Below are 24,247 nucleotides of genomic sequence, written 5' to 3' on the forward strand. Positions count from 1 at the left end.
GCAGCTTCTCGCGGTCGTAGTCCGAGGTCGTCTCCTCGATCTGCGCCTTGATCTGGGAGACGCGGGCCTCGATCTCCTTCTTCTTGCCGCCGCCGTCGACGATCACCGTGTCGTCCTTGGTGATGGTAACGCGTTTGGCGCGGCCCAGCATGTCGAGCGTGACCGTCTCGAGCTTGATGCCGAGGTCCTCGCTGATGGTCTGGCCCTTGGTCAGCACGGCGATGTCCTCGAGCATGGCCTTGCGGCGGTCGCCGAAGCCCGGAGCCTTGACGGCGGCGATCTTGAGGCCGCCGCGCAGCTTGTTGACGACCAGCGTGGCGAGCGCCTCGCCCTCGACCTCTTCGGCGATGATGAGCAGCGGCTTGCCGGTCTGCACCACGGCCTCAAGCACCGGCAGCAGCGGCTGCAGGCCGGAGAGCTTCTTCTCGTGGATGAGGATGTAAGGGTCGTCCAGCTCGACGGTCATCTTATCGGCGTTGGTGATGAAGTAGGGCGAGAGGTAGCCGCGGTCGAACTGCATGCCCTCGACGACGTCGAGCTCGGTCTCGAGGCTCTTGGCCTCCTCGACCGTGATGACGCCCTCGTTGCCGACCTTCTGCATCGCTTCCGCGATCATCTCGCCGATCGCGCGCTCGCCGTTGGCGGAGATGGTGCCGACCTGGGCGATCTCAGCGGAGTTCTTGACCTTCTTCGACTTCTTGGCGATCTCGGCGACCACCTCCGCGACGGCCTGATCGATGCCGCGTTTGAGGTCCATCGGGCTCATTCCGGCCGCGACCGCCTTGAGGCCTTCGCGCACGATGGCCTGGGTCAGCACGCAGGCGGTCGTCGTTCCGTCGCCCGCGAGATCGTTGGTCTTCTGGGCGGCCTCCCGCACCATCTGCGCGCCCATGTTCTCGAGCTTGTCCTCGAGCTCGATCTCCTTGGCGACCGTCACGCCATCCTTCGTGGTGCGCGGCGCACCGAAGCTTCTCTCGATGACGACGTTACGGCCCTTGGGGCCAAGCGTCACTTTGACGGCGTTGGCGAGGATATCCACGCCGCGCAGGATCTTGTCGCGAGCATCGGTGGAAAAGCGGACGTCTTTGGCGGCCATGAGGGCGGGCTCCGGTTGAAGGGACGGAAAAGATCAGGGCCTCGAGCGGTCGAGGCCTGTTCGTCAGGGGAGAGGGCCTGCGTCGGGGGAGGCCCGGGACGGATGCGGCGGCGCTACTTCTCGATGACGCCCATGATGTCGCTCTCCTTCATGATGAGGACATCCTGGCCATCGATCTTCACTTCCGTGCCGCTCCACTTGCCGAACAGCACCTTGTCGCCCGCTTTGATATCGAGCGGCACCAGCTTACCCGTCTCGTCGCGCGTGCCGGGGCCGGCGGCGAGCACCTCGCCCTGCTGGGGCTTCTCGGCAGCGGTGTCGGGGATGATGATGCCGCCGGACGTCTTGGTCTCGCTGTCCACGCGGCGGATGACGACGCGATCGTGCAGGGGTCTGAACTGCATGGAATTTTCGAACTCCGATAAGGGCTTGTGGTGCGCGCTCGACGCGCAGGATGACTTGGCACTTTGACGGCGCGAGTGCCAACCGCGTTCGTGTTCTAAGAGGCACCCCGGCAGCGGTCAAGGCGCGCGTGCACTCACAATTTCAGAACGTACAAATGAATATTTACAACCGGACATAGAAGCGCTAGCCTTAGTTGGAATTTCAAAAGTAACGCGCAAAAAATAAGAGATTCCAATTGGAAGACGGGAGATCTTGCCGTGCGCAAGACGAAAGACACGCAGGAAAATGCGATCTCATTGGAGCATACCAAGAATAAGAGAGAGCAGCTCCAATATATCTCGGATCTGTTGCGTGAGTTGACTAAGATGGCGGGCGCCTGCCGGCAGCCGACATTGGAAGGGTTCTTGGATTTGGCGCACACGGAGGCGGAGTTGCGGTCCAAAGATAGCCGCTGATCTACCGAATGGCGCGTGAAACGAGCTGGTTGCCGTGCCGTACGATTTCCCCTGCCAGATCAAGTTCCATGAGCAGGATGCGCACCTCCCTCGCCTCGAGATCGGTTGCGCGCACGATCTCGTCGATATCGACGGGATGCGCTCCCAGCACGGCAAGGACGCGCTCGCGCTCCGCCTCTCCCGGCATCGGCCGGGCCGGCGAGGGATCGGAGGGCGGGCGGGAGGCGAATCCGGTCTCCGTCTCGAAGAGACCCGGGACGCCGCGCGCGAGCTGCGGGGCAAGGGCTGTGAGCACATCCTGCGGCTCGGTCGTAAGGCTCGCCCCCGACTTCAGGAGCTGGTTGGTGCCTTCGGCGCGCGGATCGAGAGGATGGCCGGGCACGGCGAACACCTCGCGCCCTTGCTCGCCTGCGAAACGGGCCGTGACGAGCGTGCCCGAGCGGCGCGCGGCCTCGACGACGAGAACCCCGAGCGAAATCCCGGAGACGAGACGATTGCGCCGCGGAAAGTCCTTGGCGCGCGGTGCGAACCCCGGCGGCTGCTCCGTGACGAGGCAGCCGGTCTCGCCGATGCGCTCCTGCAGCCTCGCGTGCTCCGGCGGATAGACGACGTCGACACCGCCGGCAAGCACCGCAACCGTGCCGTGGTCCAGGCTCGCTTCGTGAGCCGCCGCATCGATGCCACGCGCCAGCCCCGAGACGATGACGAGCCCCGTCTCCGCGAGCGCGCGGGCGAAGGTGCGCGCAAGCTTGAGCCCGGCCGCCGACGCAAGGCGCGATCCGACGATCGCGACAGCGGGGCGGGTGAGAAGCTCCGTGCGTCCCTTCACGTAGAGCATCGGCGGCGGCGCGTCGATCGCCGCGAGGGCGGGTGGATATCCCGGCTCGATGGTGAACACCGCCGTGGCGCCCGCCTTGCGGGCAGCCCGAAGCTCGGCTTCCGCGTCGGCTTCCGGGCAGATGCGGACCGCTCGCCCGCCGGCGCGGGCCTGAAGCCTGGGCAACGCGGCCAGCGCCTGTTTGGCGCCTCCGTAATGATTGATCAGCTCGCGAAACGTCGCCGGCCCGACCTGTGCCGACCGGATCAGGCGCAGGCACGCGAGGCGCTCCTCGTCGTCGAGGACGGAAACGGGCAGCGGCGCAGCCGTGAACAGGTGGGGCGCGTCAGGCTTTGGCACCGATCCTGGGCTCCTCCCCTCTGAGCAGCCGCCGGATATTGGCCTCGTGCTTCCAGAGCAGGAGCATCGTCATCAGAAGCGAGAGCAGCGCCTCCGGAACGTAGCCGAGCGCGAACAGGCCCACGGGCGCGATCAGGCTCGCGGCGAGGGCCGAGGCGGATGAATAGCGCGTCAGCACCGCCGCCGCGAGCCAGACGGCGCAGAAGATCGCCGCGCCGGGCCAGGCCAGGGCGCCGATGACGCCGATATAGGTCGCAACACCCTTGCCGCCCTTGAAGCCGAGCCAGACCGGGAAGATGTGACCTACGAATGCGGCGAGCCCCGCGATCAGGCCGCCGTCGACCGCAAGCCCGAAGCGGGCTCCGACGGCATGGCCGGCAAGCACGGCCAGCACGCCCTTGAGGGCGTCCAGAAGCAGCGTCAGAGCGGCGAGCCCCTTGTGCCCCGTGCGCAGCACGTTGGTCGCGCCGATGTTTCCCGATCCGATGGAGCGGATGTCGCCGAGCCCTGCAAGGCGGGTGAGCAGGAGGCCGAACGGGATGGATCCCAGGGCGTAGCCGATCGCGGACGGGAGAAGGAGGGCGAGCGCGGTGTCGGCGGCCGAGAGCGGCGCCGGAACCAGCATCGTCTCGCCGGTCGCGCCGATGAGGGCGGCCGTCGCGGCCGGGACGCCGTTGAGCAAGCCGGCGAGAGCGAGACCCGCAAGAACACTGTAAACCTTGATCATGACCGATGCCGTCTGTCAGCCCCGCGACTGTGAGGCGGACAGGCTAGTGGCAGAGTTGAGATCCGGCAACGGGAAGATCGGACGGCAGGAGAGGCGCCGCACGTCACAGGATGCACGCGGCTTGGCGCGCATATGGCACGCATCTTTGCGAGAAGGAGGGAGCGGCCATCCCGGCCGCTTCGGTCTCGATGCCGCCCGTTACGGTGGCGGCAGAGGGGGCGGAGGGAGCTTGGCGTGCATCGGCGTGCGCAGCGCCCGATCGCTGGCGCACGAGGTCACGGCCTAGCTCCGTCCGTTGCGTGCGGCGCCGTCCGGCTCGACCGCCATGACGATGCGCGACAGCGAGCGCAGAAACGCGTCGCGCTGCGTCGGCGCGAGGGCGGCCAGGATCTTCTCGTCCGTCGAGCGTGCGGCGGGCTCCGCAAGGCGCAACGCGCTTTCGCCCTTGTCCGTCAGGCGCACCGCATAGCGGCGCGCGTCCCGTCGCGTGCGCCGGCGCTGGACGAGCCCGCGCGAGGTCAGCCGCCGCACGATGTCGGCCATCGTCGAGCGATCGATCCCCGTCCGTTCCACGAGCGTGGTCTGGCTCGGCTCTTCGCTGTTGGCGATCGCCCGCATCACGGCGAACTGCCGGGGCGTCAGGCCGGCCTCGCCGACGCTGACCGCAAACATCTCGTCCGCGCATTGGCCGGCTCTGTGCAGCAGATGCAGGGCCGACGACGCTCTGTCGTCACCGTTCTCATGTTTCATTCGCCATCATGTCCTCTTGCTCGCGTTGTTGTTCCCGATGACCCGGTCCCCTGCGGAAGACGTGTGCAGTCGTCTCCCGGCCTGCGGAGGCGCATTCGACCGTGTGCAAGCTATACGCGTCCTTGAATGGAGCGAAAGATAACGGCGCACACGGCAGGTCTGCCCATTGATCATGCCTGCTCTCCATTGAACCGCACGCAGACAGGGGGTGTACGCATTTTGCCGTCCGTGTGTGTTCCCCGCGTGGATGGCTAACACCTAATGCCGGCCCGGCGCGCCGGTTCCTCGTTTCCGCCGTTCGGCAACAAAAAAACTCCCTTGTTGCGCACGCCGGACGTGCGCGCGCATTGCGCGAACGCCGGCGCGGCGACATCGCGACCGTGACGCAGGAGCGGTCATGCGTCGACGCATACGTTCGCGATCAATACGGCGCGCGTGCGACCCTGGTTTGACCGGTATGAGAACGGAACGCCGCCGGCGCCCCTGGGCGGCAGCTTGGCTCAGGGGGCGAGACGGCGCATCCGGTCGAGCGCCCCTTGCAGGATCAGCGTCGCGGCAAGCTTGTCGATCACGTCGGCACGGCGTCTGCGGCTCGTATCGGCGGCGATCAGCATGCGTTCGGCCTCGGCCGTCGTCAGCCGCTCGTCCCACAGTAGGATGGGAAGCGCCGAAAGCGCGTTGAGGTTGCGCGCGAAAGCACGCGTCGCCTGTGCCCGCGGACCCTCGCTGCCGTCGAGATTGGCAGGAAACCCCAGCACGAAGCCCTGAACGGCATGCTCGCCCGCGAGATCGAGCAGGCGCTTCGCATCGTCTCTGAACTTCGTGCGCCGGATGGTCTCGAGCGCGGAAGCGATGGAGCGCGTGACGTCGCTGAGCGCGAGCCCGAGCGTCTTGCTGCCCGCATCGATCCCGATGAGCCGTCCGGGCCCCAGGAGCGCGGCGAACACGGCAGCGTCGTCGAGCGTGACGCCGCGTAGGTCGGGCGTGGGGGGAGCGTTGCCGGTCATGTCGGGATGGTCTCGGAATCGATCATGCGCCACTATACGGCCAACGGCGCCGGTGGCGAGCGGGGCTCGGATGGAGGATGGGGCCGGGGCGACCGCCAACGAAGCCCCTGACACGGCACGCCGACCCGTCTATGGTCCCGCGGCGACGGGATCCGGAGCGCCGGATGGCCTGCTTAAGACAAGGCCCAAGCCAGGGGGAAACGTGACAACGACGGGCGACGCCGGCCTTCCGGACCATCGACCTGCCGGCGGCCGGGCGGCGCCTGTCCGTTCCGCGGGGGCACTGTTGTGGCTGTTCACGGCCACGACGTTCGTCTCGTCCTTCCTCCTGTTCTTCATCCAGCCGATGTTCGCCAAGATGGTGCTGCCGCTCTTGGGCGGTGCGCCGTCCGTCTGGGCGGTGGCGCTGCTGTTCTTTCAAGGCGCGCTGCTCGCCGGCTACGCCTATGCGCATCTGCTCGTCCGCTATGCGCCGGCATCCTCGGCCGGCTACATCCACCTGGCCGTGTCCGCGCTGGCGTTTCTGAGCCTTCCCATCGCCATTCCGGCGGGCTGGACCGCGCCGCCCTTGCAGGATCCCTACTTCTGGCAACTCGGGCTTTTCACCGTCGCCATCGGCCTCCCGTTCGTGGCCATCTCGGCCAACGCGCCGTTGCTGCAGGCCTGGTTCGCAAGGGCCGGACACAAGGACAGCGCCGACCCCTATTTCCTTTATGCCGCATCGAACGTCGGCAGCCTGCTGGCGCTGCTTGGCTACCCGTTTCTGTTCGAGCCGGCGCTCGGCCTCAGGGCGCTGGCGAGCTGGTGGACGGCAGGGTTCGCCGTCCTCGCGCTCGCGATTGCCGCATGCTTCCTGGCCGTGAGGACGTCCGCTGGCGCGCGGGCTGATGCGCTTTCCGTCCCGCCGTCCTCGCGCTCCTCCGGCGCCGCCCCACGCCTCCAGTCACGGCCCGACTGGCGCGCCCGCGCAGGGTGGCTGGGGCTGGCCTTCGTCCCGTCGGCCCTGCTCACGGCCTTCACGACCCATGTGGCGACCGACGTCGCATCCGCGCCGCTGGTCTGGGTGATCCCGCTGGCGCTCTATCTCGCCACGTTCGTCGTCGTGTTCCGCGAGCGCGCCCTGATCCCGCGCCCGGTCCTGCTGACGCTGCACGCGGTCGCGGTGACCCTCGCCCTTCTGCAGCTTGCGCAGACGGAGAAGGAGACATGGTTCTATGCGGCAGGCTTCGGTGTCGCCGCCTTCGTCACCGCCACGCTCGTCGCCCATCGCACGCTTTATGAGTCGCGGCCCGACGCGCGTCACCTGACCGAGTTCTACCTGTGGATGTCGGTGGGCGGCGTCTTGGGCGGCATCTTCGCGGCCCTGGTCGCGCCCCAGATCTTCGCCGAGGTTTTCGAATACCCGCTGCTGCTCGCGCTGAGCTTTGCCTGTCGCCCCGGCGCGCTCGACCTCCGCGACGAGAGCCGGCGGTCGCTGGTCCTGCTGCTCGCGCTCGCGGCCGCCGCGGCCGCGCTGATCCACTGGGGGCCGGCGCTGGCGTCGGCGTATCAGATCGACTTCCGCGGCTGGGGATCGACCGCCGCAATCGCGGCGGTATTCGCGCTGGCAGCGCTCCTGGCGTGGCGCTACCCCCCGCACATGCTCATTGCCGCAATGGCGCTCTACATGGCCGTCGTCATCCTGCCGTCGGGCGTGCACAGGGGCAACGCGGAGCGCAGCTATTTCGGCGTCTATCGCGTGATCCAGTCGAGCGACGGCGAGTTCAACGTCCTGCAGCACGGCACGACGTTGCACGGCGCGCAGCGCATCCGCGACAAGCGCGGGAACCTCGTCGCCGACATCCAGCCGGCCACCTATTACCATGCGCGCGGCCCCATGGGATCCGCCGTGCGCCTGACCAGCATGCTGGCCGCCGCGGCGCGCGTCGAGCCGAGCTTCGGCGTCGTCGGGCTCGGCGCGGGCTCGCTCGCCTGCCATGCGTCGGCGGGCGAGACGTGGACCTTCTTCGAGATCGATCCCGTCGTCGTGTCCATCGCCAACTCGAAGAAATTCACCTACCTCGCTAACTGCCTGCCCGATGCCCGCATCGTGCTCGGTGATGCCCGTCTCACGCTCGCCGGCGAGCCCGACGAAAGCTTCGACCTTCTGATCGTCGATGCGTTCTCGTCGGATGCCATTCCCGTGCATCTGCTGACGGCCGAGGCGCTCCGCGTCTATGCCTCGAAGGTGAAGCCCGAGGGCGCCGTCGTGCTCCACATTTCGAACCGCTACCTCGACCTCGAGCAGGTTCTGGCCGCGACGTTCCCGACCCTCGACGGATTGCACGCCCTGACGATCGTCGATCCGTCGAAGGATGACAGCTACGCCGTGACCAGCTCGACTGTCGTCGTCTTCGGAAAGAGCCGGCAGGCCGTCGAGCGGTTCCGGATCATCCCCGGAGCCCGCGACCTCGTGGCGCCCGAGGTCCGGCCCTGGACGGACGATTTCTCCGATGTCCTGGGCCCCTTCCTCGCGCAATACCGCCACCTGCATTGAGCGCCCCCCGGACATGCGGCCGCCCGCGTCCCGCAAGGGCGCGCGATCAGGCACGTCCGCCCGCTGTTGCGCGCCTGGGGCGGGCCCGCTATGAGGGACGCGCGGCGCCTCGGCCGCCCGTCTCTCTTTGTTCTGAGCAGGACCCATGCAGGTTGACGAGAAGACCGTGCGGCGCATCGCGCGCCTCGCCCGCATCAAGATCACCGACGAGGAGGCCAAAAGCCTCGAATCCGAGCTGTCGCAGATCCTGAACTGGGTCGAGCAGTTGGGCGAGGTCGACACGTCCGACGTCGAGCCCATGACGCGCGTCGTGGCCCAGAAGCTCAAGAAGCGCGAGGATCGCGTGACGGATGGCGGCATCGCCGACGACATCGTGCGCAACGCGCCGATGGTCGACGACCACTATTTTGTCGTCCCCAAGGTCGTGGAGTAGTCTGGAAGTCGAGGAAGGCGGAGATCCGGAGATGTCCAAGATATTCGCGTTGCTTGCCGTGGCGCTGATCGCGACCGGCCTTCTGGTCCTCGCCGTGCCGAAGGAGGAGGGGAGCTCCGGCGCCCGCTCGCTCTCGCCGCAGGCGGTGAGCGATACGCCGGCCTATCTCCTGCGCGCTCGCGACCTCGCGGAGCAGGCGAACGCGCCGCTGTCGATCCTGTTCGGCCTGGTGAGCCTCTATTACTCGCGCCGCAGCTATCACATGAACAAGGCGCGTGCCGAAGCCGAGAGGGCCCGCTCGGTCTGAGGGGGGCCGGGGAGATCGAATGCATCCCGCTCCGATCGCGCTGGCTCCGGCGAGAGCGGGGACAGCTTTGAAATGCACGACGCCAAGAAGGAAAACCGGACGTGAGTGATTTGACGCGCCTGACGCTGGCCGAAGCGCGCGACGGGCTGAAAAAGAAAAGCTTCTCGGCGACCGAGCTGACGGAAGCGCACATCGCGGCGATCAAGGCGGGGAACCCGGCCATCAACGCCTACGTGCTGGAGACGCCGGACCACGCCCGCGCCCAGGCGAAGGCGGCGGACGCGCGTCTCGCCAGCGGCGAGGCCCGTCCGCTCGAGGGGCTTCCGCTCGGCAACAAGGACCTCTTCTGCACCCGCGGCATCCGCACCACGGCCTGCTCGAGGGTCCTCGACGATTTCAAGCCGACCTATGAATCGACGGTCGGCCAGAACCTTTGGAACGCCGGCGCGGTGATGCTGGGCAAGCTCAACAATGACGAGTTCGCCATGGGCTCGTCCAACGAGACCAGCGCCTTCGGCCCCGTCGTCTCGCCGTGGCGACGCAACGGCAAGGCCGACAAGCTCGTGCCGGGTGGCTCGTCCGGCGGCTCGTCCGCCGCCGTCGCGGCCGGGCTCTGCCTCGCCGCCACCGCGACCGACACGGGCGGCTCCATCCGTCAGCCGGCGGCGTTGACCGGCACCGTCGGCATCAAGCCGACCTACGGGCGCTGCTCGCGCTGGGGCATCGTCGCCTTCGCCTCGTCGCTGGACCAGGTCGGCCCCATCGCCAAGACCGTGCGCGATGCGGCGATCATGCTCGGCACCATGGCAGGCCACGATCCGAAGGATTCGACCTCGGTCGACGCGCCGGTGCCCGACTACGAGGCAGCACTCGCCCAGGGCGTCAAGGGACTGCGCGTCGGCGTGCCGAAGGAATACCGCGTCGAGGGGATGTCGAAGGAGATCGACGCGCTCTGGACCCGGGGCATCGAATGGCTGAAAGCCGCAGGCGCCACGATCCGCGAGATCAGCCTGCCGCACACGAAATACGCGCTGCCCGCCTATTACATCGTCGCTCCCGCCGAAGCCTCCTCGAACCTCGCCCGCTACGACGGCGTGCGCTACGGCCTGCGCGTCCCCGGCAACGACGTGATCGATACCTACGAGAACACGCGGAGGGCGGGCTTCGGCAAGGAAGTGCGCCGGCGCATCCTGATCGGCACCTACGTGCTCTCGGCCGGCTACTACGATGCCTACTACCTCAAGGCGCAGAAGATCCGCACGTTGATCAAGCGCGACTTCGACGCGGCCTGGAGCGACGTCGACGTGGTCCTGACGCCGACCACGCCGTCGCCGGCCTTCGCCTTCGGCGAGAAATCCGGCGATCCGATCGCGATGTATCTCGAGGACATCTTCACGGTGACGGTGAACATGGCGGGCCTGCCCGGCATCTCGGTGCCGGCGGGGCTCTCCACGGAAGGCACGCCCCTCGGCCTGCAGCTCATCGGCAAGCCGTTCGACGAGGCGACGCTGTTCCGCGCCGCGCAGGCGATCGAGGATGCGGCCGGCCGCTTCATCGTGGCCGAGCGGTGGTGGCTTGGCGCGCCGACGGCGGCGGTTGGCGCCACGCAGAAGTCCGGAGGCGAGTGAGATGGATCCAAGACGTCCCTCAGAATGCGCGGACATGAGCCAGATCCGCGATGAGATCGACCGCATCGATGCGGCGCTCGTCGATCTCATTGCGGAACGCTTCGGCTATGTGGAGCGCGCCTGGCAGCTCAAGAAGAACCCGGCCGAGGCACACGTCCCCTGGCGCATCCAGCAGGTGATCGACAAGGTCAAGACCCAGGCGCGCCAGCGCGGGTTGCCGGTGGAGATGATCGAGATGGTCGGCGCGCAGTGGCGCAACATGATCGGCTGGTTCGTGCAGTACGAGGAGGAGAAGCTTCGCAAGCAGGAAGCAAGCAGCGGCGGGCCGCGGGAATGATCGCGATCAACTCGTTCGACCCGATGACGCTGATCCTGCTGGCTGCCGTCAATCCGGCGGTGATCGTCGTGGCGCTGCTGATGGGCCGGGCTGCCGACCAGTGGCAGAAGCTTCTCGTGGCCGCTTTCGCCGCATCTCTCGCTGGATTCATTCTCTACTGGATCGGCGGCCAGGTCGGCCTGTTCGCCATCCACGCCATCGGCGGCGAAGCGGCGATCTTCATGCTGCAGCTCGTGTTCGGCTTGCTCTGGGCCGGACTGGGCTATGCATTTCGCAAGCGCTGAGCTTGCACGTCAAGGAACGAGACCATGCAGAACACGGCGACGAGCGGCGGCAAGGGCAAGACGAGCAACCTGATCCCGGGGGCGACCGGCGACTGGGAGGTCGTGGTCGGCATGGAGGTGCACGCCCAGGTCGCCTCCGCCTCGAAGCTGTTCTCGGGCTCGTCGACGGCGTTCGGCGCGGCGCCGAACAGCCACGTCTCGCTGGTCGATGCCGCGATGCCCGGCATGCTGCCCGTCATTAACGAGGAATGCATCGCGCAGGCCGTCCGCACCGGGCTCGGCCTCAGGGCGGAAATCAACCTCAAGAGCGTCTTCGACCGCAAGAACTACTTCTACCCGGACCTGCCCCAGGGCTATCAGATAAGCCAGTACAAGCAGCCGATTGTCGGCGAGGGCGAGATCGAGATCGACGTGGACGGCGACACGAAGCGCGTCGGCATCGAGCGCTTGCACCTCGAGCAGGACGCCGGCAAGTCGATCCACGACCAGAGCCCGGACTATTCGTTCGTCGACCTCAACCGCTCGGGCGTCGCGCTGATGGAGATCGTGTCGAAGCCGGACATGAGCTCGTCCAGGGAGGCGCAGGCCTACGTCACCAAGCTCCGGACCATTCTGCGCTACCTCGGCACCTGCGACGGCGATATGGAGAAGGGCAACCTTCGCGCGGACGTGAACGTCTCGGTGCGTAAGCCCGGCGGCCCCCTCGGCACGCGCTGCGAGATCAAGAACGTCAACTCCATTCGCTTCATCGGCCAGGCCATCGAGGTCGAGGCGCGCCGCCAGATCGACATCATCGAGGACGGCGGCACCATCGACCAGGAAACGCGGCTCTTCGATCCCGTGAAGGGCGAGACGCGGTCCATGCGCAGCAAGGAGGAAGCGCACGACTACCGCTACTTCCCCGATCCCGACCTGCTGCCGCTCGAGTTCGACCAGGGCTATGTCGACGATCTCGCGCGGCACCTGCCGGAGCTGCCCGACGAGAAGCGCGCCCGCTTCGCGAAGGACTATGGTCTCTCGGCCTACGACGCGACCGTTCTCGTCGCCGAGCGCGCGAATGCCGATTTCTTCGAAGCGGTTGCAAAGGGCCGCGATGGAAAGCTTTCGGCGAATTGGGTCATCAACGAGCTGTTCGGGCGCCTGAACAAGGAAGGCCGCGACATCGCCCATTCGCCGGTCTCGGCGGCTCAGCTCGGCGGCCTCATCGATCTCATCTCCGCCGGCACCATCTCCGGCAAGATCGCGAAGGACCTGTTCGAGATCCTCTGGACCGAGGGCGGTGATCCGGCCGTGATCGTCGAAGCCCGCGGCATGAAGCAGGTGACCGACACCGGCGCCATCGAGAAGGCCGTCGACGACATCATCGCCGCCAACCCCGACAAGGTGGAGCAGGCCAAGGCCAAGCCGTCGATGCTCGGCTGGTTCGTCGGCCAGGTGATGAAGTCCACCGGCGGCAAGGCCAACCCCGCCGCCGTGAACGGGATTCTGAAGAAGAAGCTCGGGCTCTAGCCTGTGAGGCGCCACCGACACAGGCGCCTCGAGATCCGCCATCCGGGAGACGGCGCCTGTTGCAAGCCGGAGGCGCCACGGCAAGCTGGCCCGGCAGGGATTCGGGCGAAAGGGCGCGGGGACCGCATGAGCCGCCTTTTGACGACGACCGCGCGCAAGACTGCGCGCAAACTGACGATTGCGCGCAGTCTTGCGCGCGGTGCGACGGCCGCCGCCGCGATGGCCCTTGTCGCCCTGGCGGCCGTTGTGCCGTCGGCCGACGCCGCGCCGCAGTCGGTCGGCCCGTTCGCGAGCCTCGATGGCTGGTGGGGCGGCATCGGACGCCTGCGCTTCAAAGACGGCAAGACCGAGGACGTGAAATGCCGCGCCACCTATTTCATTGAGGGCGAGGGCGGCAACGAGCTGAACCAGACCATCCGCTGCGCCTCCGCGAGCGGCAAGATCGAGGTCAAGAGTAAGGTCCGCCACGCCGACGGAAAGCTCACCGGTGCGTGGAACGAGGTCATGTACAATGTGAATGGCGTGCTCGAGGGAGAGGTGACCCCGCGCGGCTATCGCGTCACCGTGAAGGGCACGGAGGGCACGGCGCTCTCGGCCAACATGGACATCATCGTCAAGGACAAGCGTCAGATGGTGGAGATTCAGTTCTTCAGCGAGACGCTGATCGGCCTCACGCTGATGCTGAACAAGGGCTGAGCAGCGGTTTGCGAACGCGGCTCCGACGCCGGCAGCGCGGGTGCGCCCTCACGTCTTCGGAAATCCGTCCGTCTGCCGGAGCGCCTCTCCAAGCACCATCGCTGCCGCGACGGCGATGTTGAGGGATCGGAGGCCGGTGCGCATCGGGATGCGCACGCGCGCGTCCGCACGGCGGTGCACCGCCTCGGGCACGCCGGCGCTCTCGCGCCCGAGCAGCAGCACGTCGTCGGCGCGAAACGCGAAATCGATGTGGAGGTCGGCCGCGTGCGTCGTGAGCAGCACGAGGCGCGACTTGGGCGCGGCGGACGCGAGCCGGGCCTCGAACGCGGCGAAGCTTTCATGGCGCGTCATGCCGGCATGTTCCAAATAGTCGAGTCCAGCCCTCCGGAATGACCTGTCGCTGAAATCGAAGCCGGCCGGTCCGATCAGATCGATTTCGACACCAAGGCAGGCCGAAAGACGAAGAATGGTTCCGGTATTCTGCGGAATGTCCGGCTGGTAGAGAGCAAGGCGCATGGGAAACCGCCGCGTTCTAAGATCTGCGCCACTTTGACCCCGGCGCGTGCATCGAAGCCGTATTGAGCAGCTTCCCATTCGATGTCAAAACGGCGCCATCGATCGAGACAGGATCCGGATCGTCGAAAAGCGCGGAAATTGCCAGCCGTTTGGCGGGCGCTTCTTGCGTGTACGGCGGGCCTCGGTTAGTGCTTCGAAAGATAAGGGAGTCTCTCCCGGTTCGTCTGCCACCGGAAACTCGCGGACGGCATGGCACCGGCAGGGGCCGAGCAGAAATGAGATCCGCCGTTGTCTCCGAGCGCGGGGCACGTCGCGCGAGGGAAACATCCTCGAAACTGGAGGGGCACGTGACAAGCGAAGTCGAAGATCCTGATCGCCGAGATTTCCTTGTCATAGCCGGCAATGCGTTCGTCGCCGTCGGCGCCGCGGTCACGCTATGGCCGTTCGTGGCGCAGATGAACCCCGACGCGGGCGCGCAGGCATTGGCTTCCGTCGAGATCGACCTGTCTCCGGTCAAGGAGGGCCAGGCCATCACCGCCATGTGGCGCGGCAAGCCCATCTTCATCCGCAACCGCACGCCCGAGGAAATCAAGGAGGCCGAGGCGGTCGCTATCGCCGATCTCCCCGACCAGTCGGCCCGCAACGATCTCCTGCCCGAGACGACGCCCGCGCTCGATGCGAACCGCGTCAAGGACGGCAAGGTCAACTGGCTCATCCTCATCGGCATCTGCACGCATCTGGGCTGCATCCCCAAGGGGCAGGCGATGGGCGACAGCCGTGGAGACTTCGGCGGCTGGTTCTGCCCGTGCCACGGCTCCCATTACGATACGTCGGGACGCATCCGCAAAGGACCCGCGCCGCGGAACCTCGAGGTCCCGCCGTACGCGTTCGTGTCCGACACCAAGATCAAGATCGGCTGAGGGGGCGCCGGACATGGACCATACGTCAAACTACGAGCCGAAATCCTCGTTTGCCAAATGGTGGGATGATCGGCTTCCGGTCATGCGCCTCATGCAAGGTCAGTTGATCGACTTTCCGACGCCGCGCAACCTCAACTATCTCTGGACCTTCGGCGGCATCCTGACCTTCTGCCTCGCGGCCCAGATCATGACGGGCGTCGTGCTCGCCATGCACTACCAGCCGAGCGCAGCAGAGGCGTTCAATTCGGTGGAAGCCATCCGCCGCGACGTCAACTACGGCTGGATGATCCGCAATTTCCACGCCGTCGGCGCGTCGATGTTCTTCATCGCCGTCTATATCCACATCTTCCGCGGCCTCTACTACGGCTCCTACAAGGCGCCCCGTGAGGTGCTCTGGATCATCGGCGTTCTGATCTTCCTGGTCATGATGGCGACGGCGTTCATGGGCTACGCGCTGCCGTGGGGGCAGATGAGCTTCTGGGGCGTGACCGTCATCACCAACCTCTTCTCGTCACTGAACGAGATCATTTCCGGCGTCGGCACGGCCGTCGTCCAATGGCTGTGGGGCGGCTACTCGGTGTCCGGCACTACGCTGAACCGCTTCTTCTCGCTGCACTACCTGCTGCCGTTCGTGCTGGCCGGCCTCGTCATCCTGCACATCTGGGCGCTTCACGTGTCGGGGCAGAACAACCCGACCGGCCTCGATATCAAGACCAAGGCCGACGCCGTGCCGATGTACCCCTACGCGATTGCGAAGGACGCGGTCGGCCTGTTCGCCTTCCTGTTGCTTTTCGCCTGGTTCGTCTTCTTCCTGCCCGACTACCTGGGGCACGCCGACAACTACGTCGAGGCGAATCCCCTGGTGACGCCGCCGCACATCGTGCCGGAATGGTACTTCCTGCCGTTCTACGCCATCCTGCGCGCCATCCCCTCCAAGCTCGGCGGCGTCATAGCGATGTTCGCGTCCATCGTCGTGCTGGTGTTCGTGCCGTGGCTCGATACCAGCCGCGTGCGCTCGGCCAAGTACCGCCCGCTCTACAAGTGGTTCTTCTGGCTGCTCGTCATCGCCTGCCTCGGTCTCGGCTATCTCGGCGCCAAGCCGCCGGAGGGCGCCTACGTCATCTGGTCGCGTATCTTCACGTTCTACTACTTCGCGCACTTCCTGCTCGTGATGCCGATTCTCGGTCTCATCGAGACGCCGAAGCCGTTGCCGAAGTCCATCTCCGCTTCCGTCCTGCCGAGTGGTGGCGGAGGAGCGCCCCAAGGCGCCGCCGCGGCCCCAGAGACGCGCTGAGCGAGAGGAACGAACCATGCGATTCATGAAGAACGCTTCTCTTGCAACCCTTGCGCTCGCGATCGGTGCGGCTTTCGCCCCGTCGGCTCTTGTTCCGTCGGCGCTGGCCGCCGAGGGTGGGCACGCCCACATTGAGCGCCAGACCTGGAGCTTCGGCGGTTTCACCGGCCAGTACGATACGGCGCAGCTGCAGCGCGGCTTCCAGATCTACAAGGAGAGCTGCTCCTTCTGCCACGGGCTCAGCCGGGTGCGTTTCCGCAACCTCTTCGAGCCGGGCGGCCCGCAGTTTCCGGAGGAGGCCGTGAAGGCTCTCGCGCAGTCGTGGCCCAACAAGATCATCGACGGGCCGGACAACGAGGGCAAGATGTTCGAGCGCGAGCCCAAGGCGTTCGATCCGATCCTCGGCCCCTACCGGAACGACAACGAGGCGCGAGCGAGCCAGAACGGCGCCCTGCCGCCGGACCTGTCGCTGGTCGCCAAGGCGCGCGCCGTCGAGTACACCGGCACCTGGTGGGCACACCCGTTCTCGATGCTGAGAGACATCGCCACCGGCTATCAGGAAGGCGGCCCGGACTACCTCTACGCCCTGCTGACGGGCTACGAGGAACCTCCGGCGGACTTCACGCTGGCGGAGGGCATGCAGTACAACATGGCGTTCCCCGGCCATCAGATCGCCATGCCGGCGCCGCTCGGGAAGGACAGCTTCATCACCTACCAGGACGGCAGCGGTTCGCTCGAGCAGAACGCGCGCGACGTCGCAGCCTTCCTCGCGTGGGCCGCCGATCCGTCGCTCAATACACGCAAGAACACCGGCTGGCTCGTGATGCTGTATCTCCTCATCACGACGGTCCTGCTCTATGCCGGCAAGCGTGCGCTGTGGTCGAAGATCCCGCACTGAGGCTGCCCGCCGGCCTGGCGGAAAAGAAAAGAGACGACGCGCAAAAGGCCCCTCGCGGGCCTTTTCCTTTTCTCGAGGGCGTAGGCGTTTGCAAGGGCGTAGCCGTGTGTGCTCTGATCCGCGCCGCAGCGCAAAGGAAGGGCTGGAGATGGCTGGATCGGTGCTCGGCATAATCGGCGGCAGCGGCTTCTATCACTTGCCGGGCCTCGAGAACCCGCGCTGGGAGAAGGTGATGACGCCCTGGGGCGCGCCCTCGGACGAGATCCTTTTCGCCGAGATCGCAGGCCTTCCCGTGCGCTTTCTGCCGCGCCACGGACGCGGCCATCCGGTGCCGCCGTCAGCAATCAACTTCCGCGCCAACATCGACGCGCTGAAACGGGCCGGCGTGACGGATCTGGTCTCCGTCTCGGCCTGCGGCTCGCTGCGCGAGGACCTCGCGCCCGGCCACTTCGTGCTCGTCGATCAGTTCGTCGACCGCACCTTCGCGCGCGAGAAGAGCTTCTTCGGCCCCGGTCTCGTGGCCCACGTCTCAGTGGCCGATCCCGTAAGTCCGTTGCTCGTCGACGCCGTCGAGAAGGCGGCGCAGGGCGAAGGCATCGTCTATACGCGCGGCGGCACCTACCTCGTCATGGAGGGGCCGCAGTTCTCGACCCGTGCCGAGAGCAACCTCTACCGGAGCTGGGGCATGGACGTGATCGGCATGACCAACATGCCCGAAGCCAAGCTCGCCCGCGAGGCCGAGATCTGCTACGCGACCGTCGCCATGGTGACGGACTATGACTGCTGGCACGACGACCATGACGACGTCGATGTGGCCTCCATCGTCGCCGTCATGAAGGAGAATACCGAGAAGGCACAGCGCCTTGTGGCGCGCCTTGCCCGCGATTTCCCGCGCCAGCATCCCCCATGCCCCATCGGCTCCGACCGCGCTCTCGGCGTGGCCATCATCACCGCGCCCGAGGCGCGCGACGCCTCCCTCGTTCGCAAGCTCGACGCCGTAGCCGGGCGCGTCCTCGGCCGCTAATCGGGCGCCCCCGGCCCATCAAGATCAGCCCAGTGATGAAATTAGGAGCTCTAAGCCTTGCCCGCAGTGTGCCGGCGTGGCGCGAGCAGCGATCGGATGCGCCGGATAAGCCGGCTCGTATCGTAGGGCTTGCCGAAGAAGGCGTCCGCCACGCCCACGATGTCCGCGGGCGGCACGCGCCCGGATACCACGATCGATCGAATGTCGGGATGGAAGGCGCGCACGGCTTTCGCGAGGTCGAGCCCGTTTCGCGCTCCCGGCATCTCGATGTCCGTGACGATGAGATCGATCGGCGCGCCGGTGCCGAGAACCGTCTCCGCTTCGTCCGTGCTGGCCGCCTCGCGCACGGCAAAGCCCGCGTCGTTAAGGTCCATGGCCAGCGTGAAGCGCAGGATAGGGTCGTCCTCGACAATCAGGATCGTGGTCGTCAGGTGATCAGGGGTGCGGCTGCTAAGCGTTGGCGCGGTCATCGGTTTCACCTGACAGCCAACGCCGGGCCGATGTCCGAGGTTCCCCGCGGCCGAAAGACGCGCCAACCCGGCGCGCAGCGTCTCTCTGCGCGCCGCGGCGTCGACCGGCAACATTGGGAAACGGTAAGAAAGCGAGCCGCGGCAGTCCCGAGGCTCGCCACGCGCCGGTCAGTGGCCTTCGACGTCGTTGGCCGGGTCGGACTGGAGGAGCCCGTAGTTCTCGATACCGATCTTGGAGATGAGGTCGAGCTGCGTCTCGATGAAATCGATGTGCCCTTCCTCGTCCCCGATCAGCTCCGCGAACAATTCCATCGTCACGTAGTCCTTGGCGGCCCGGCAGATGTCGCGGCCGCGGATATACGTTTCATGCGCGATCTTCTCGCCCTTGAGATCGCATTCGAGGACCTCCTTCAGGTGCTCGCCGATCATGAGCGGCGCCACCTGCTGCAGGTTAGGCAGACCCTCGAGGAAGATGATGCGGGTGACGAGCTTGTCCGCGTGGTTCATCTCCTCGATCGATTCCGCCCGCTCCTTCTTGGCGAGCTTGGTGAAGCCCCAGTTCTCGAGCATCCGGTAGTGCAGCCAGTATTGGTTGACCGCGCCGAGCTCGAGCTTGAGCGCTTCGTTCAGAATGTCGACGACCTCGCGTTTACCCTTCATGGGTCCTCCCTCTGTCCGACCCGGTGAGGCACGCGCTCCGCAGAGCATTCTCAACGTTCGGAGGCAGCAATTAGAATAGTTCTAAATTGTAATCCTGACATACGGCGGGGTCAACGGGAAAATGTTGGCCGACCCCGTCTCCCTGCTTTTCCGCGACCGCCCGAACGCTTGCAAGCGACGATCGCATGCCGCGCCCCGAAATGAGCGGCTTTTGCACGGCGTCGGCGGGGCTGGCGGCCTGACAAGTCCTGTGCCCGCTGGAACAGCCGGACCGAGGCCGCTCCGCTAGCGTGCTTGCCATCGAAGCCGGATACCATTGGGGCGCACGATGCAAGCGAGTGAACGGAGTTCCGGAGCCAAAAGCGGTCGGATTGGCGTGCTTCTGGTTCATGGCCTGTGTGGGTCACCGAGAGAAATCCGATTTGTGGCGAACGGGTTGACCCGCAATGGGTATAGGGTCCTCTGCCCTCTGCTCGCCGGGCACGAGGGCACCGAGGGCGACCTCAGGACGGCCACTTGGCAGGACTGGTACGAAAGCGCGGAAAAGGGGCTCGAGGAACTGGCCGCGACCTGCGAGACCGTCATCGTCGGCGGCCTCTCGACCGGCGCGGTGCTGGCCCTGAGGCTCGCCGCCCGCCACAGGGATAAGGTCCACGCGGTCGCGCTCTATTCGCCGACCCTCTGGCTCTCCGGTCGCCAGATCCCCTGGTATGTACCGCTCTTCCGCCTGATCGACAGCAAATGGCTGGCCAACCTGTTCCGTTTCCCGGTGCCGATCCACGTCGGCATCAAGGACCAGCGCATCCGCAGCTTCATCATGAGCGCCATGGCGTCGGAAGGCGCGAAGGCCGCCCCGTCGGCGATGCCTGGCGGTGCCGTGCTGGAGCGTCGCCGGCTGGCCCGGCAGGTGATGAAGGAGCTCGGTGCCATCACCCAGCCGGTGCTCATCCTTCATGCCAGAGAGGATGATTACGCCGGGCTCGACAATGCAGCCTACCTGCAACGCGAGCTGGCCGGCCCGGTCGATCTCGTGGTGCTCGAGGACAGCTATCACATGGTGACGGTCGACCGGCAGCGTCACGTCGTGCTGGACCGGACGCTGGCCTTTATCTCCCGCATCGCCGGCGCTGTTGCCGAAACCGTCCGCACGTGTCCCGCCGCCCACCTTCGCGCCGTCGGCAGCGTTGCGCCGGCAGCCGCGTAAAGAGCGCTAGCCGGCGCGTTTGATGCCCTCTCCGGAAAAAAATCGGCCGCCGCCGTCCCATGTTCCTGCCGGAACAGCGGCAGAAGCCGCGATCGGGCACTTTGAGCCTCGAGAGGGCGGCGATGAAGCCCGCCCGGGAACCTCGGATGGAGAGTAACATGGCCAAGAAGCTCAGCATGACCGTCATTGCGGCGACCGTGGCCGCGAGCCTCGCAATCACCCCCGCCGCCGAAGCCGGCGGACGCGGCCTCGCCCTCGGAGTCGGGCTCGGTGTCCTGGCTGTCGGCGCCATGGCCCACCAGGCTCAGCAGGCAAAGCAGGCCAAGATGGCACGCGCTCGTGCCCAGGCCCAGGCTCAGGCCCGTGCGAAGGCACAGGCACAGGCACAGGCTCGCGCCAAGGCCCAGGCCGCAGCAGCCGCCAGGCAGAAGCAGGCCGCCGCAGCCGCGAAGGCCAGGGCTCAAGCCGCAAAGGCCGAGCAGTCCCAGGATACGCAGGATGAGGTCGCTGAGAAGACGACCAACTCCGGTCCGAGCACCTACGTCGCCGCGCCGTCGAGCACGGCCGCGTTGACCCGCGCCGATGTCCATGGCGCCGGCTCAGAGACGGCTGACGCGGCGACCGTCGCCGCCGTCGACACGCCGGCTGCCACCAACGACGCCACCGCCGAGGAGGAGCCCGCATCGAGCACTTGCAAGCGCTATGTTCCCGCGCTCGGCGTCGCGGTCGACGTGGACTGCTAGAAAGTCTGGACGCGCGGACCCAGTGCGACGTGATGGAGAGCCGGCCCCTCATGGGGCCGGCTCTTTTCGTTGTGAGCGTCGTTGCGAGCCAGAGAATTCGCGCGCGTGTGCCGCTCGGAACAGCGGCGGCCGCACGGACGGGCGATGGTCGCGGCAGACGTGAGCCGGCGATGCCGTCCAAGGCCCGGCGCGATTGACGGACAGGTTGAGGAGAAACCGCCATGAGAACGACCAGGCTGATCGGAACGACGAGGCTGATCGCGCTTGCTTCTGCGCTTGTCGCAACCACCGCTCTGGCATCCACTGCCGAGGCCGGCGGCGGCATTCGCCTCGGGTTCGGCGTGCCGCTCGGAAGCTTCGTAGCGACCCCCGCGCACGGCGGCGGCGCTTATCGCACGCCGAAAGCTAGGACGAGGCCGGTCATGCACGCCGCCCGCAAGCTGAAGAGGCCGCCTGAGCGCGTGGCGAAAGCCGAGCTTCGCCAGGACGTCAGGAAAGACGAGGCCACCGATGCGAGCAAGGCCAGGAAGACCGGCGTCACGGAGACGGCCGCGCCTCTGACGGGAAGCTCGGCTCTGATCCAGGGCTCGATCCCCGTGACGAAGCCGGCGCCCCAAACTGCAGTGTCTGAGACTGCGGTGCCCGCCGTCGCGGCGGAAGCCCCGGCAAAAACCGCTGCGGCCACCCGCACCGGCGACGGAACGGCGGATGAGAAGGAGAGCTGCAAGAAGTTCATCCCCGCGGTCGGCATGACGGTATCGGTCAGCTGCGACTAAAGCGGGCGCGGCAGGAAACATGGCGCGAGGTGTCGGAATGCATGCGTCCCGACACCTCGCGCCGTGATGGAATAAAAGCAGTTTCGAGCGAGCACGGACGCTGGACGTGGCATCGAGTTCAGCGCACAACACTCCCGATGCGGGATTGGAGTCGGACATGATCAAGAGGATCGCAGGCGGCGGGGCACCTGCTGCCCAGGGCAAGATCATCAGGATGGCGCCCAAGATTGCCTATCGGAACCTCTTCCACGATCGCATGAGCTTGATTGTGACGCTGGTCGGCATCGTCTTCTCGGTGGTGCTCGTGGCCATCGAGGTCGGCCTCTACAAGGGCAGCGAGAACAAGATCGCGACCGTGCTCGACAAGGCGCCCGCCGACCTCTGGATCGTGCCATTCGGCACCAAGAGCTTCGACGATCCCTCGCTTCTGATCGGGTATGAAAAGTATGCCGCCCTGTCGACGCCCGGCGTGCAGAAGGCCGAGGACATGATCGTGAGCTTCTCGTCCTGGCGCAAGCCCGGGGGCGGAAAGAAGACCTTCATCCTCGTCGGCCTCGATTATGCCAATGAAGGCACCCGTCCCTGGAGTATCGAAGAAGGCGGGATCGAGGATCTCAGCCTGCCCATGGCCATCGCGATGGACCGCTCGTACTTCAAGGATCTCGGTATCGAGAAGCGCGGCGACTATGCGGAGATCAACAATCAGCGCGCCCAGGTCACGGCCGTGACGAAAGGCATCCGCTCGTTCACGACCCTCCCTTACGGCTTCACGTCGATTTCGACGGCGCGCAAGTTCGTGGGCGCGAGCGCCGCGCAATCGACTTACGTGCTCGCGACGCTCCAGGAGGGCGCCGATCTCGAGACCGTGCGTAAGGCGTTGCAGGACCGCCTGCAGGGGGCCGAGGTTCTGACGCACGAGGAGTTCACGCGCCGCAGCATCAACTACTGGATGTTTTCGACAGGCGCCGGCCTCGCCCTCATCACGGGCATGGTGCTCGGCGCCATCGTTGGCATCGTCATCGTCGCCCAGACCCTTTACGCCAGCACCAAGGACCACCTCAACGAGTTCGCGACCTTGCGCGCGCTCGGCGCGTCGGCGAGCTACATCCACGCCGTCATCCTCATCCAGGCGTTGCTGAGCGCGGTTCTGGGTTATGCGGCCGGCATGCTGCTCGCGATGCTGGCGATCTACAGGCTTTCGGTTCGCGTGCCGACACTGACCATCGTCATGACGCCCCAGATCGCGGCCTATCTGTTCGCGCTGACCGTCGGCATGTGCATCTTCGCGGCCATCACGGCCATCCGCAAGGTGACGCGGATCGATCCGGCAGGCGTCTTCAACCGATAGGAGCGCACGGCCGGGATCGGGTCGCGGGAGGCCGAGGAGGAGAGAATATCGGATCCGGGAGGCGAAGGCGTTCCGGATCCCGTGCCGGGCGGAGGACGGACGGCGTGCCCGTCCTTCACCCGGAGGACGTTCCGTTGTAAGAGCGATTTTTGTCACCGTAATCGGCATTCCCTGTGACAGGCGGAACAGACGCTTTGGGTCGCCGGTGTCAGTTTCGCCGCACTGAGTTCCGCGTGACGCATTCGGGAGACATTGCTGAGATGGCCAAGGCTGAGAGAGCATCGAACGGGGGGCTGCGTCCGCTTCTCGAAGCGCGCAACATCGTGAAATCGATCGACACCGGCGCCGGAGAGCTTCACATCCTGAAGGGAGTCAGCATGGACCTGCGTCCCGGCGAGCTGACCCTGCTGATGGGGCCGTCGGGAAGCGGCAAGACGACTCTGCTGTCGATCCTGGGCTGCATTCTGACGGCCACCGGCGGAGAGCTGCATCTCGCGGGCCACCAAGCGGTCGGACTGTCGAGCGAGGAGCTTGCCGACATCCGCCGCCTCCACATCGGCTTCGTGTTTCAGAGCTACAACCTGTTCCCGACCCTGACGGCACTCGAGAACGTCCTTGTCGCGCTCGACGTGCGCAATGCCCGTTCCGCCGATCCGATGGAGACCGCGGCTGAGGCGCTGAGGGCGGTCGGCCTTGAGCATCGCCTCCACGCCTATCCGTCGAAGCTGTCGGGCGGCGAGAAGCAGCGTGTTGCCATCGCCCGCTCGCTGGCCGGCCGTCCTTCCGTCGTGCTGGCCGACGAGCCGACTGCCGCCCTCGACAGCGAGAACGGCAAAGCCGTGATGGAGCTCCTGAAGGAGGTCGCCAAGGATCCGACGCGGGCCGTGATGGCCGTGACGCACGATCACCGCACGCTCCACTACGCCGATCGCATCATCACTATCGAGGACGGACGCATCGTCGGCGACGACCGCTCGCCCGACAAGGGCGGCGCCGGCCACGGCTCCGGTAACGAGTCCAGGAAAAAGAACGTTGCAGCTTGAGGAA

27 protein-coding genes are annotated in these 24,247 nt (G+C 66.4%); 18 read left to right on the plus strand and 9 right to left on the minus strand.

All coding sequences use genetic code 11. From position 1 onward, the window contains the following. A partial coding sequence (gene groL, locus V7082_RS13500; RefSeq protein WP_334149360.1) for a chaperonin GroEL occupies nucleotides 1–1,096 on the minus strand: 1,096 nt, incomplete at its 3' end. 113 nt (nucleotides 1,097–1,209) lie between these two features. After that, a complete protein-coding gene (locus V7082_RS13505) occupies nucleotides 1,210–1,500 on the minus strand; it encodes a co-chaperone GroES (protein WP_334149363.1) in 291 nt (96 codons plus the stop codon). Between the two features lie 258 nt (nucleotides 1,501–1,758). Between V7082_RS13505 and V7082_RS13510 the strand changes: the two genes are divergently transcribed. Then, nucleotides 1,759–1,956 carry a hypothetical protein gene (locus tag V7082_RS13510; protein ID WP_334149365.1) on the plus strand — a complete coding sequence of 66 codons (198 nt, stop codon included), beginning with the start codon at nucleotides 1,759–1,761 and terminating at the stop codon, nucleotides 1,954–1,956. Between the two features lies 1 nt (nucleotide 1,957). Here the strand turns inward: V7082_RS13510 and dprA are convergent, their stop codons facing one another. From dprA to ruvX, 4 genes are all read right to left on the minus strand, one after another. Then, complete coding sequence (gene dprA / locus V7082_RS13515) at nucleotides 1,958–3,133, minus strand: DNA-processing protein DprA (protein ID WP_334149367.1); 1,176 nt, start codon at nucleotides 3,131–3,133, stop codon at nucleotides 1,958–1,960. Continuing rightward, nucleotides 3,120–3,758 carry a glycerol-3-phosphate 1-O-acyltransferase PlsY gene (gene plsY, locus V7082_RS13520; RefSeq protein ID WP_442909791.1) on the minus strand — a complete coding sequence of 213 codons (639 nt, stop codon included), beginning with the start codon at nucleotides 3,756–3,758 and terminating at the stop codon, nucleotides 3,120–3,122. The genes dprA and plsY overlap by 14 nt, the downstream gene beginning before the upstream one ends. 384 nt (nucleotides 3,759–4,142) lie before the next feature. After that, a complete protein-coding gene (locus V7082_RS13525) occupies nucleotides 4,143–4,610 on the minus strand; it encodes a MarR family winged helix-turn-helix transcriptional regulator (RefSeq protein ID WP_334149371.1) in 468 nt (155 codons plus the stop codon). A 500-nt stretch (nucleotides 4,611–5,110) separates the two neighbouring features. Then, entirely contained in the window at nucleotides 5,111–5,617 is a 507-nt protein-coding gene (gene ruvX / locus V7082_RS13530; protein ID WP_334149372.1) for a Holliday junction resolvase RuvX, read from the minus strand. 202 nt (nucleotides 5,618–5,819) lie between these two features. Between ruvX and V7082_RS13535 the strand changes: the two genes are divergently transcribed. From V7082_RS13535 to V7082_RS13570, 8 genes are all read left to right on the plus strand, one after another. Further along, on the plus strand, nucleotides 5,820–8,153 hold the full coding sequence (locus V7082_RS13535) for a fused MFS/spermidine synthase (RefSeq protein WP_334149373.1): 2,334 nt from the start codon (nucleotides 5,820–5,822) through the stop codon (nucleotides 8,151–8,153). Between the two features lie 145 nt (nucleotides 8,154–8,298). Further along, entirely contained in the window at nucleotides 8,299–8,586 is a 288-nt protein-coding gene (gatC, locus tag V7082_RS13540) for an Asp-tRNA(Asn)/Glu-tRNA(Gln) amidotransferase subunit GatC (RefSeq protein WP_334149374.1), read from the plus strand. A 31-nt stretch (nucleotides 8,587–8,617) separates the two neighbouring features. Beyond that, nucleotides 8,618–8,893, plus strand: coding sequence for a hypothetical protein (locus V7082_RS13545; protein ID WP_334149375.1), 276 nt, complete (start codon nucleotides 8,618–8,620; stop codon nucleotides 8,891–8,893). A 101-nt stretch (nucleotides 8,894–8,994) separates the two neighbouring features. Beyond that, the gene (gene gatA, locus V7082_RS13550) at nucleotides 8,995–10,521 is read left to right on the plus strand and encodes an Asp-tRNA(Asn)/Glu-tRNA(Gln) amidotransferase subunit GatA (RefSeq protein WP_334149376.1); all 1,527 of its coding nucleotides are present in this window, start codon (nucleotides 8,995–8,997) and stop codon (nucleotides 10,519–10,521) included. A 34-nt stretch (nucleotides 10,522–10,555) separates the two neighbouring features. Next, entirely contained in the window at nucleotides 10,556–10,858 is a 303-nt protein-coding gene (locus V7082_RS13555; RefSeq protein ID WP_334149377.1) for a chorismate mutase, read from the plus strand. Next, nucleotides 10,855–11,142, plus strand: a complete 288-nt coding sequence (locus V7082_RS13560) for a hypothetical protein (protein ID WP_334149378.1) — start codon at nucleotides 10,855–10,857, stop codon at nucleotides 11,140–11,142. The genes V7082_RS13555 and V7082_RS13560 overlap by 4 nt, the downstream gene beginning before the upstream one ends. A gap of 24 nt (nucleotides 11,143–11,166) precedes the next feature. Continuing rightward, nucleotides 11,167–12,651 (plus strand): Asp-tRNA(Asn)/Glu-tRNA(Gln) amidotransferase subunit GatB, encoded by a 1,485-nt coding sequence (gene gatB / locus V7082_RS13565; protein ID WP_334149379.1) that lies wholly within the window; start codon nucleotides 11,167–11,169, stop codon nucleotides 12,649–12,651. Between the two features lie 126 nt (nucleotides 12,652–12,777). Then, nucleotides 12,778–13,347, plus strand: coding sequence for a hypothetical protein (locus V7082_RS13570; protein ID WP_334149380.1), 570 nt, complete (start codon nucleotides 12,778–12,780; stop codon nucleotides 13,345–13,347). 48 nt (nucleotides 13,348–13,395) lie between these two features. Here the strand turns inward: V7082_RS13570 and V7082_RS13575 are convergent, their stop codons facing one another. Further along, a complete protein-coding gene (locus V7082_RS13575) occupies nucleotides 13,396–13,863 on the minus strand; it encodes a tRNA (cytidine(34)-2'-O)-methyltransferase (protein WP_334149381.1) in 468 nt (155 codons plus the stop codon). Nucleotides 13,864–14,210: 347 nt separating this feature from the next. Between V7082_RS13575 and petA the strand changes: the two genes are divergently transcribed. From petA to V7082_RS13595, 4 genes are all read left to right on the plus strand, one after another. Then, on the plus strand, nucleotides 14,211–14,783 hold the full coding sequence (gene petA, locus V7082_RS13580) for a ubiquinol-cytochrome c reductase iron-sulfur subunit (protein ID WP_334149382.1): 573 nt from the start codon (nucleotides 14,211–14,213) through the stop codon (nucleotides 14,781–14,783). 13 nt (nucleotides 14,784–14,796) lie between these two features. Continuing rightward, nucleotides 14,797–16,077, plus strand: coding sequence for a cytochrome b (locus tag V7082_RS13585; RefSeq protein WP_334149384.1), 1,281 nt, complete (start codon nucleotides 14,797–14,799; stop codon nucleotides 16,075–16,077). A 16-nt stretch (nucleotides 16,078–16,093) separates the two neighbouring features. After that, nucleotides 16,094–16,975, plus strand: a complete 882-nt coding sequence (locus V7082_RS13590) for a cytochrome c1 (protein ID WP_334149386.1) — start codon at nucleotides 16,094–16,096, stop codon at nucleotides 16,973–16,975. A 148-nt stretch (nucleotides 16,976–17,123) separates the two neighbouring features. Then, on the plus strand, nucleotides 17,124–17,999 hold the full coding sequence (locus tag V7082_RS13595) for an S-methyl-5'-thioadenosine phosphorylase (RefSeq protein WP_334149388.1): 876 nt from the start codon (nucleotides 17,124–17,126) through the stop codon (nucleotides 17,997–17,999). Between the two features lie 50 nt (nucleotides 18,000–18,049). On the opposite strand, the gene V7082_RS13600 is transcribed toward V7082_RS13595, so the two are convergent. Together V7082_RS13600 and bfr are read right to left on the minus strand one after the other, a co-directional pair. Beyond that, complete coding sequence (locus V7082_RS13600) at nucleotides 18,050–18,469, minus strand: response regulator transcription factor (RefSeq protein ID WP_334149390.1); 420 nt, start codon at nucleotides 18,467–18,469, stop codon at nucleotides 18,050–18,052. Between the two features lie 168 nt (nucleotides 18,470–18,637). Continuing rightward, on the minus strand, nucleotides 18,638–19,129 hold the full coding sequence (gene bfr, locus V7082_RS13605; RefSeq protein ID WP_334149392.1) for a bacterioferritin: 492 nt from the start codon (nucleotides 19,127–19,129) through the stop codon (nucleotides 18,638–18,640). Between the two features lie 328 nt (nucleotides 19,130–19,457). Between bfr and V7082_RS13610 the strand changes: the two genes are divergently transcribed. The 5 genes from V7082_RS13610 (at nucleotide 19,458) to V7082_RS13630 (ending at nucleotide 24,243) form a co-directional block, all read left to right on the plus strand. Then, nucleotides 19,458–20,333, plus strand: a complete 876-nt coding sequence (locus tag V7082_RS13610) for an alpha/beta hydrolase (RefSeq protein ID WP_334149394.1) — start codon at nucleotides 19,458–19,460, stop codon at nucleotides 20,331–20,333. A 158-nt stretch (nucleotides 20,334–20,491) separates the two neighbouring features. Continuing rightward, a complete protein-coding gene (locus tag V7082_RS13615) occupies nucleotides 20,492–21,076 on the plus strand; it encodes a hypothetical protein (RefSeq protein WP_334149396.1) in 585 nt (194 codons plus the stop codon). Between the two features lie 221 nt (nucleotides 21,077–21,297). Beyond that, on the plus strand, nucleotides 21,298–21,852 hold the full coding sequence (locus tag V7082_RS13620) for a hypothetical protein (protein WP_334149398.1): 555 nt from the start codon (nucleotides 21,298–21,300) through the stop codon (nucleotides 21,850–21,852). Nucleotides 21,853–22,009: 157 nt separating this feature from the next. Next, nucleotides 22,010–23,200 (plus strand): FtsX-like permease family protein, encoded by a 1,191-nt coding sequence (locus tag V7082_RS13625; RefSeq protein ID WP_334149400.1) that lies wholly within the window; start codon nucleotides 22,010–22,012, stop codon nucleotides 23,198–23,200. Between the two features lie 260 nt (nucleotides 23,201–23,460). Then, the gene (locus V7082_RS13630) at nucleotides 23,461–24,243 is read left to right on the plus strand and encodes an ABC transporter ATP-binding protein (RefSeq protein ID WP_334149402.1); all 783 of its coding nucleotides are present in this window, start codon (nucleotides 23,461–23,463) and stop codon (nucleotides 24,241–24,243) included. The last annotated feature ends 4 nt before the right edge of the window (nucleotides 24,244–24,247 follow it).

The sequence above is a fragment of the Hyphomicrobium sp. genome (genome assembly GCF_036833075.1).
Classification (GTDB): domain Bacteria; phylum Pseudomonadota; class Alphaproteobacteria; order Rhizobiales; family Hyphomicrobiaceae; genus Hyphomicrobium_C.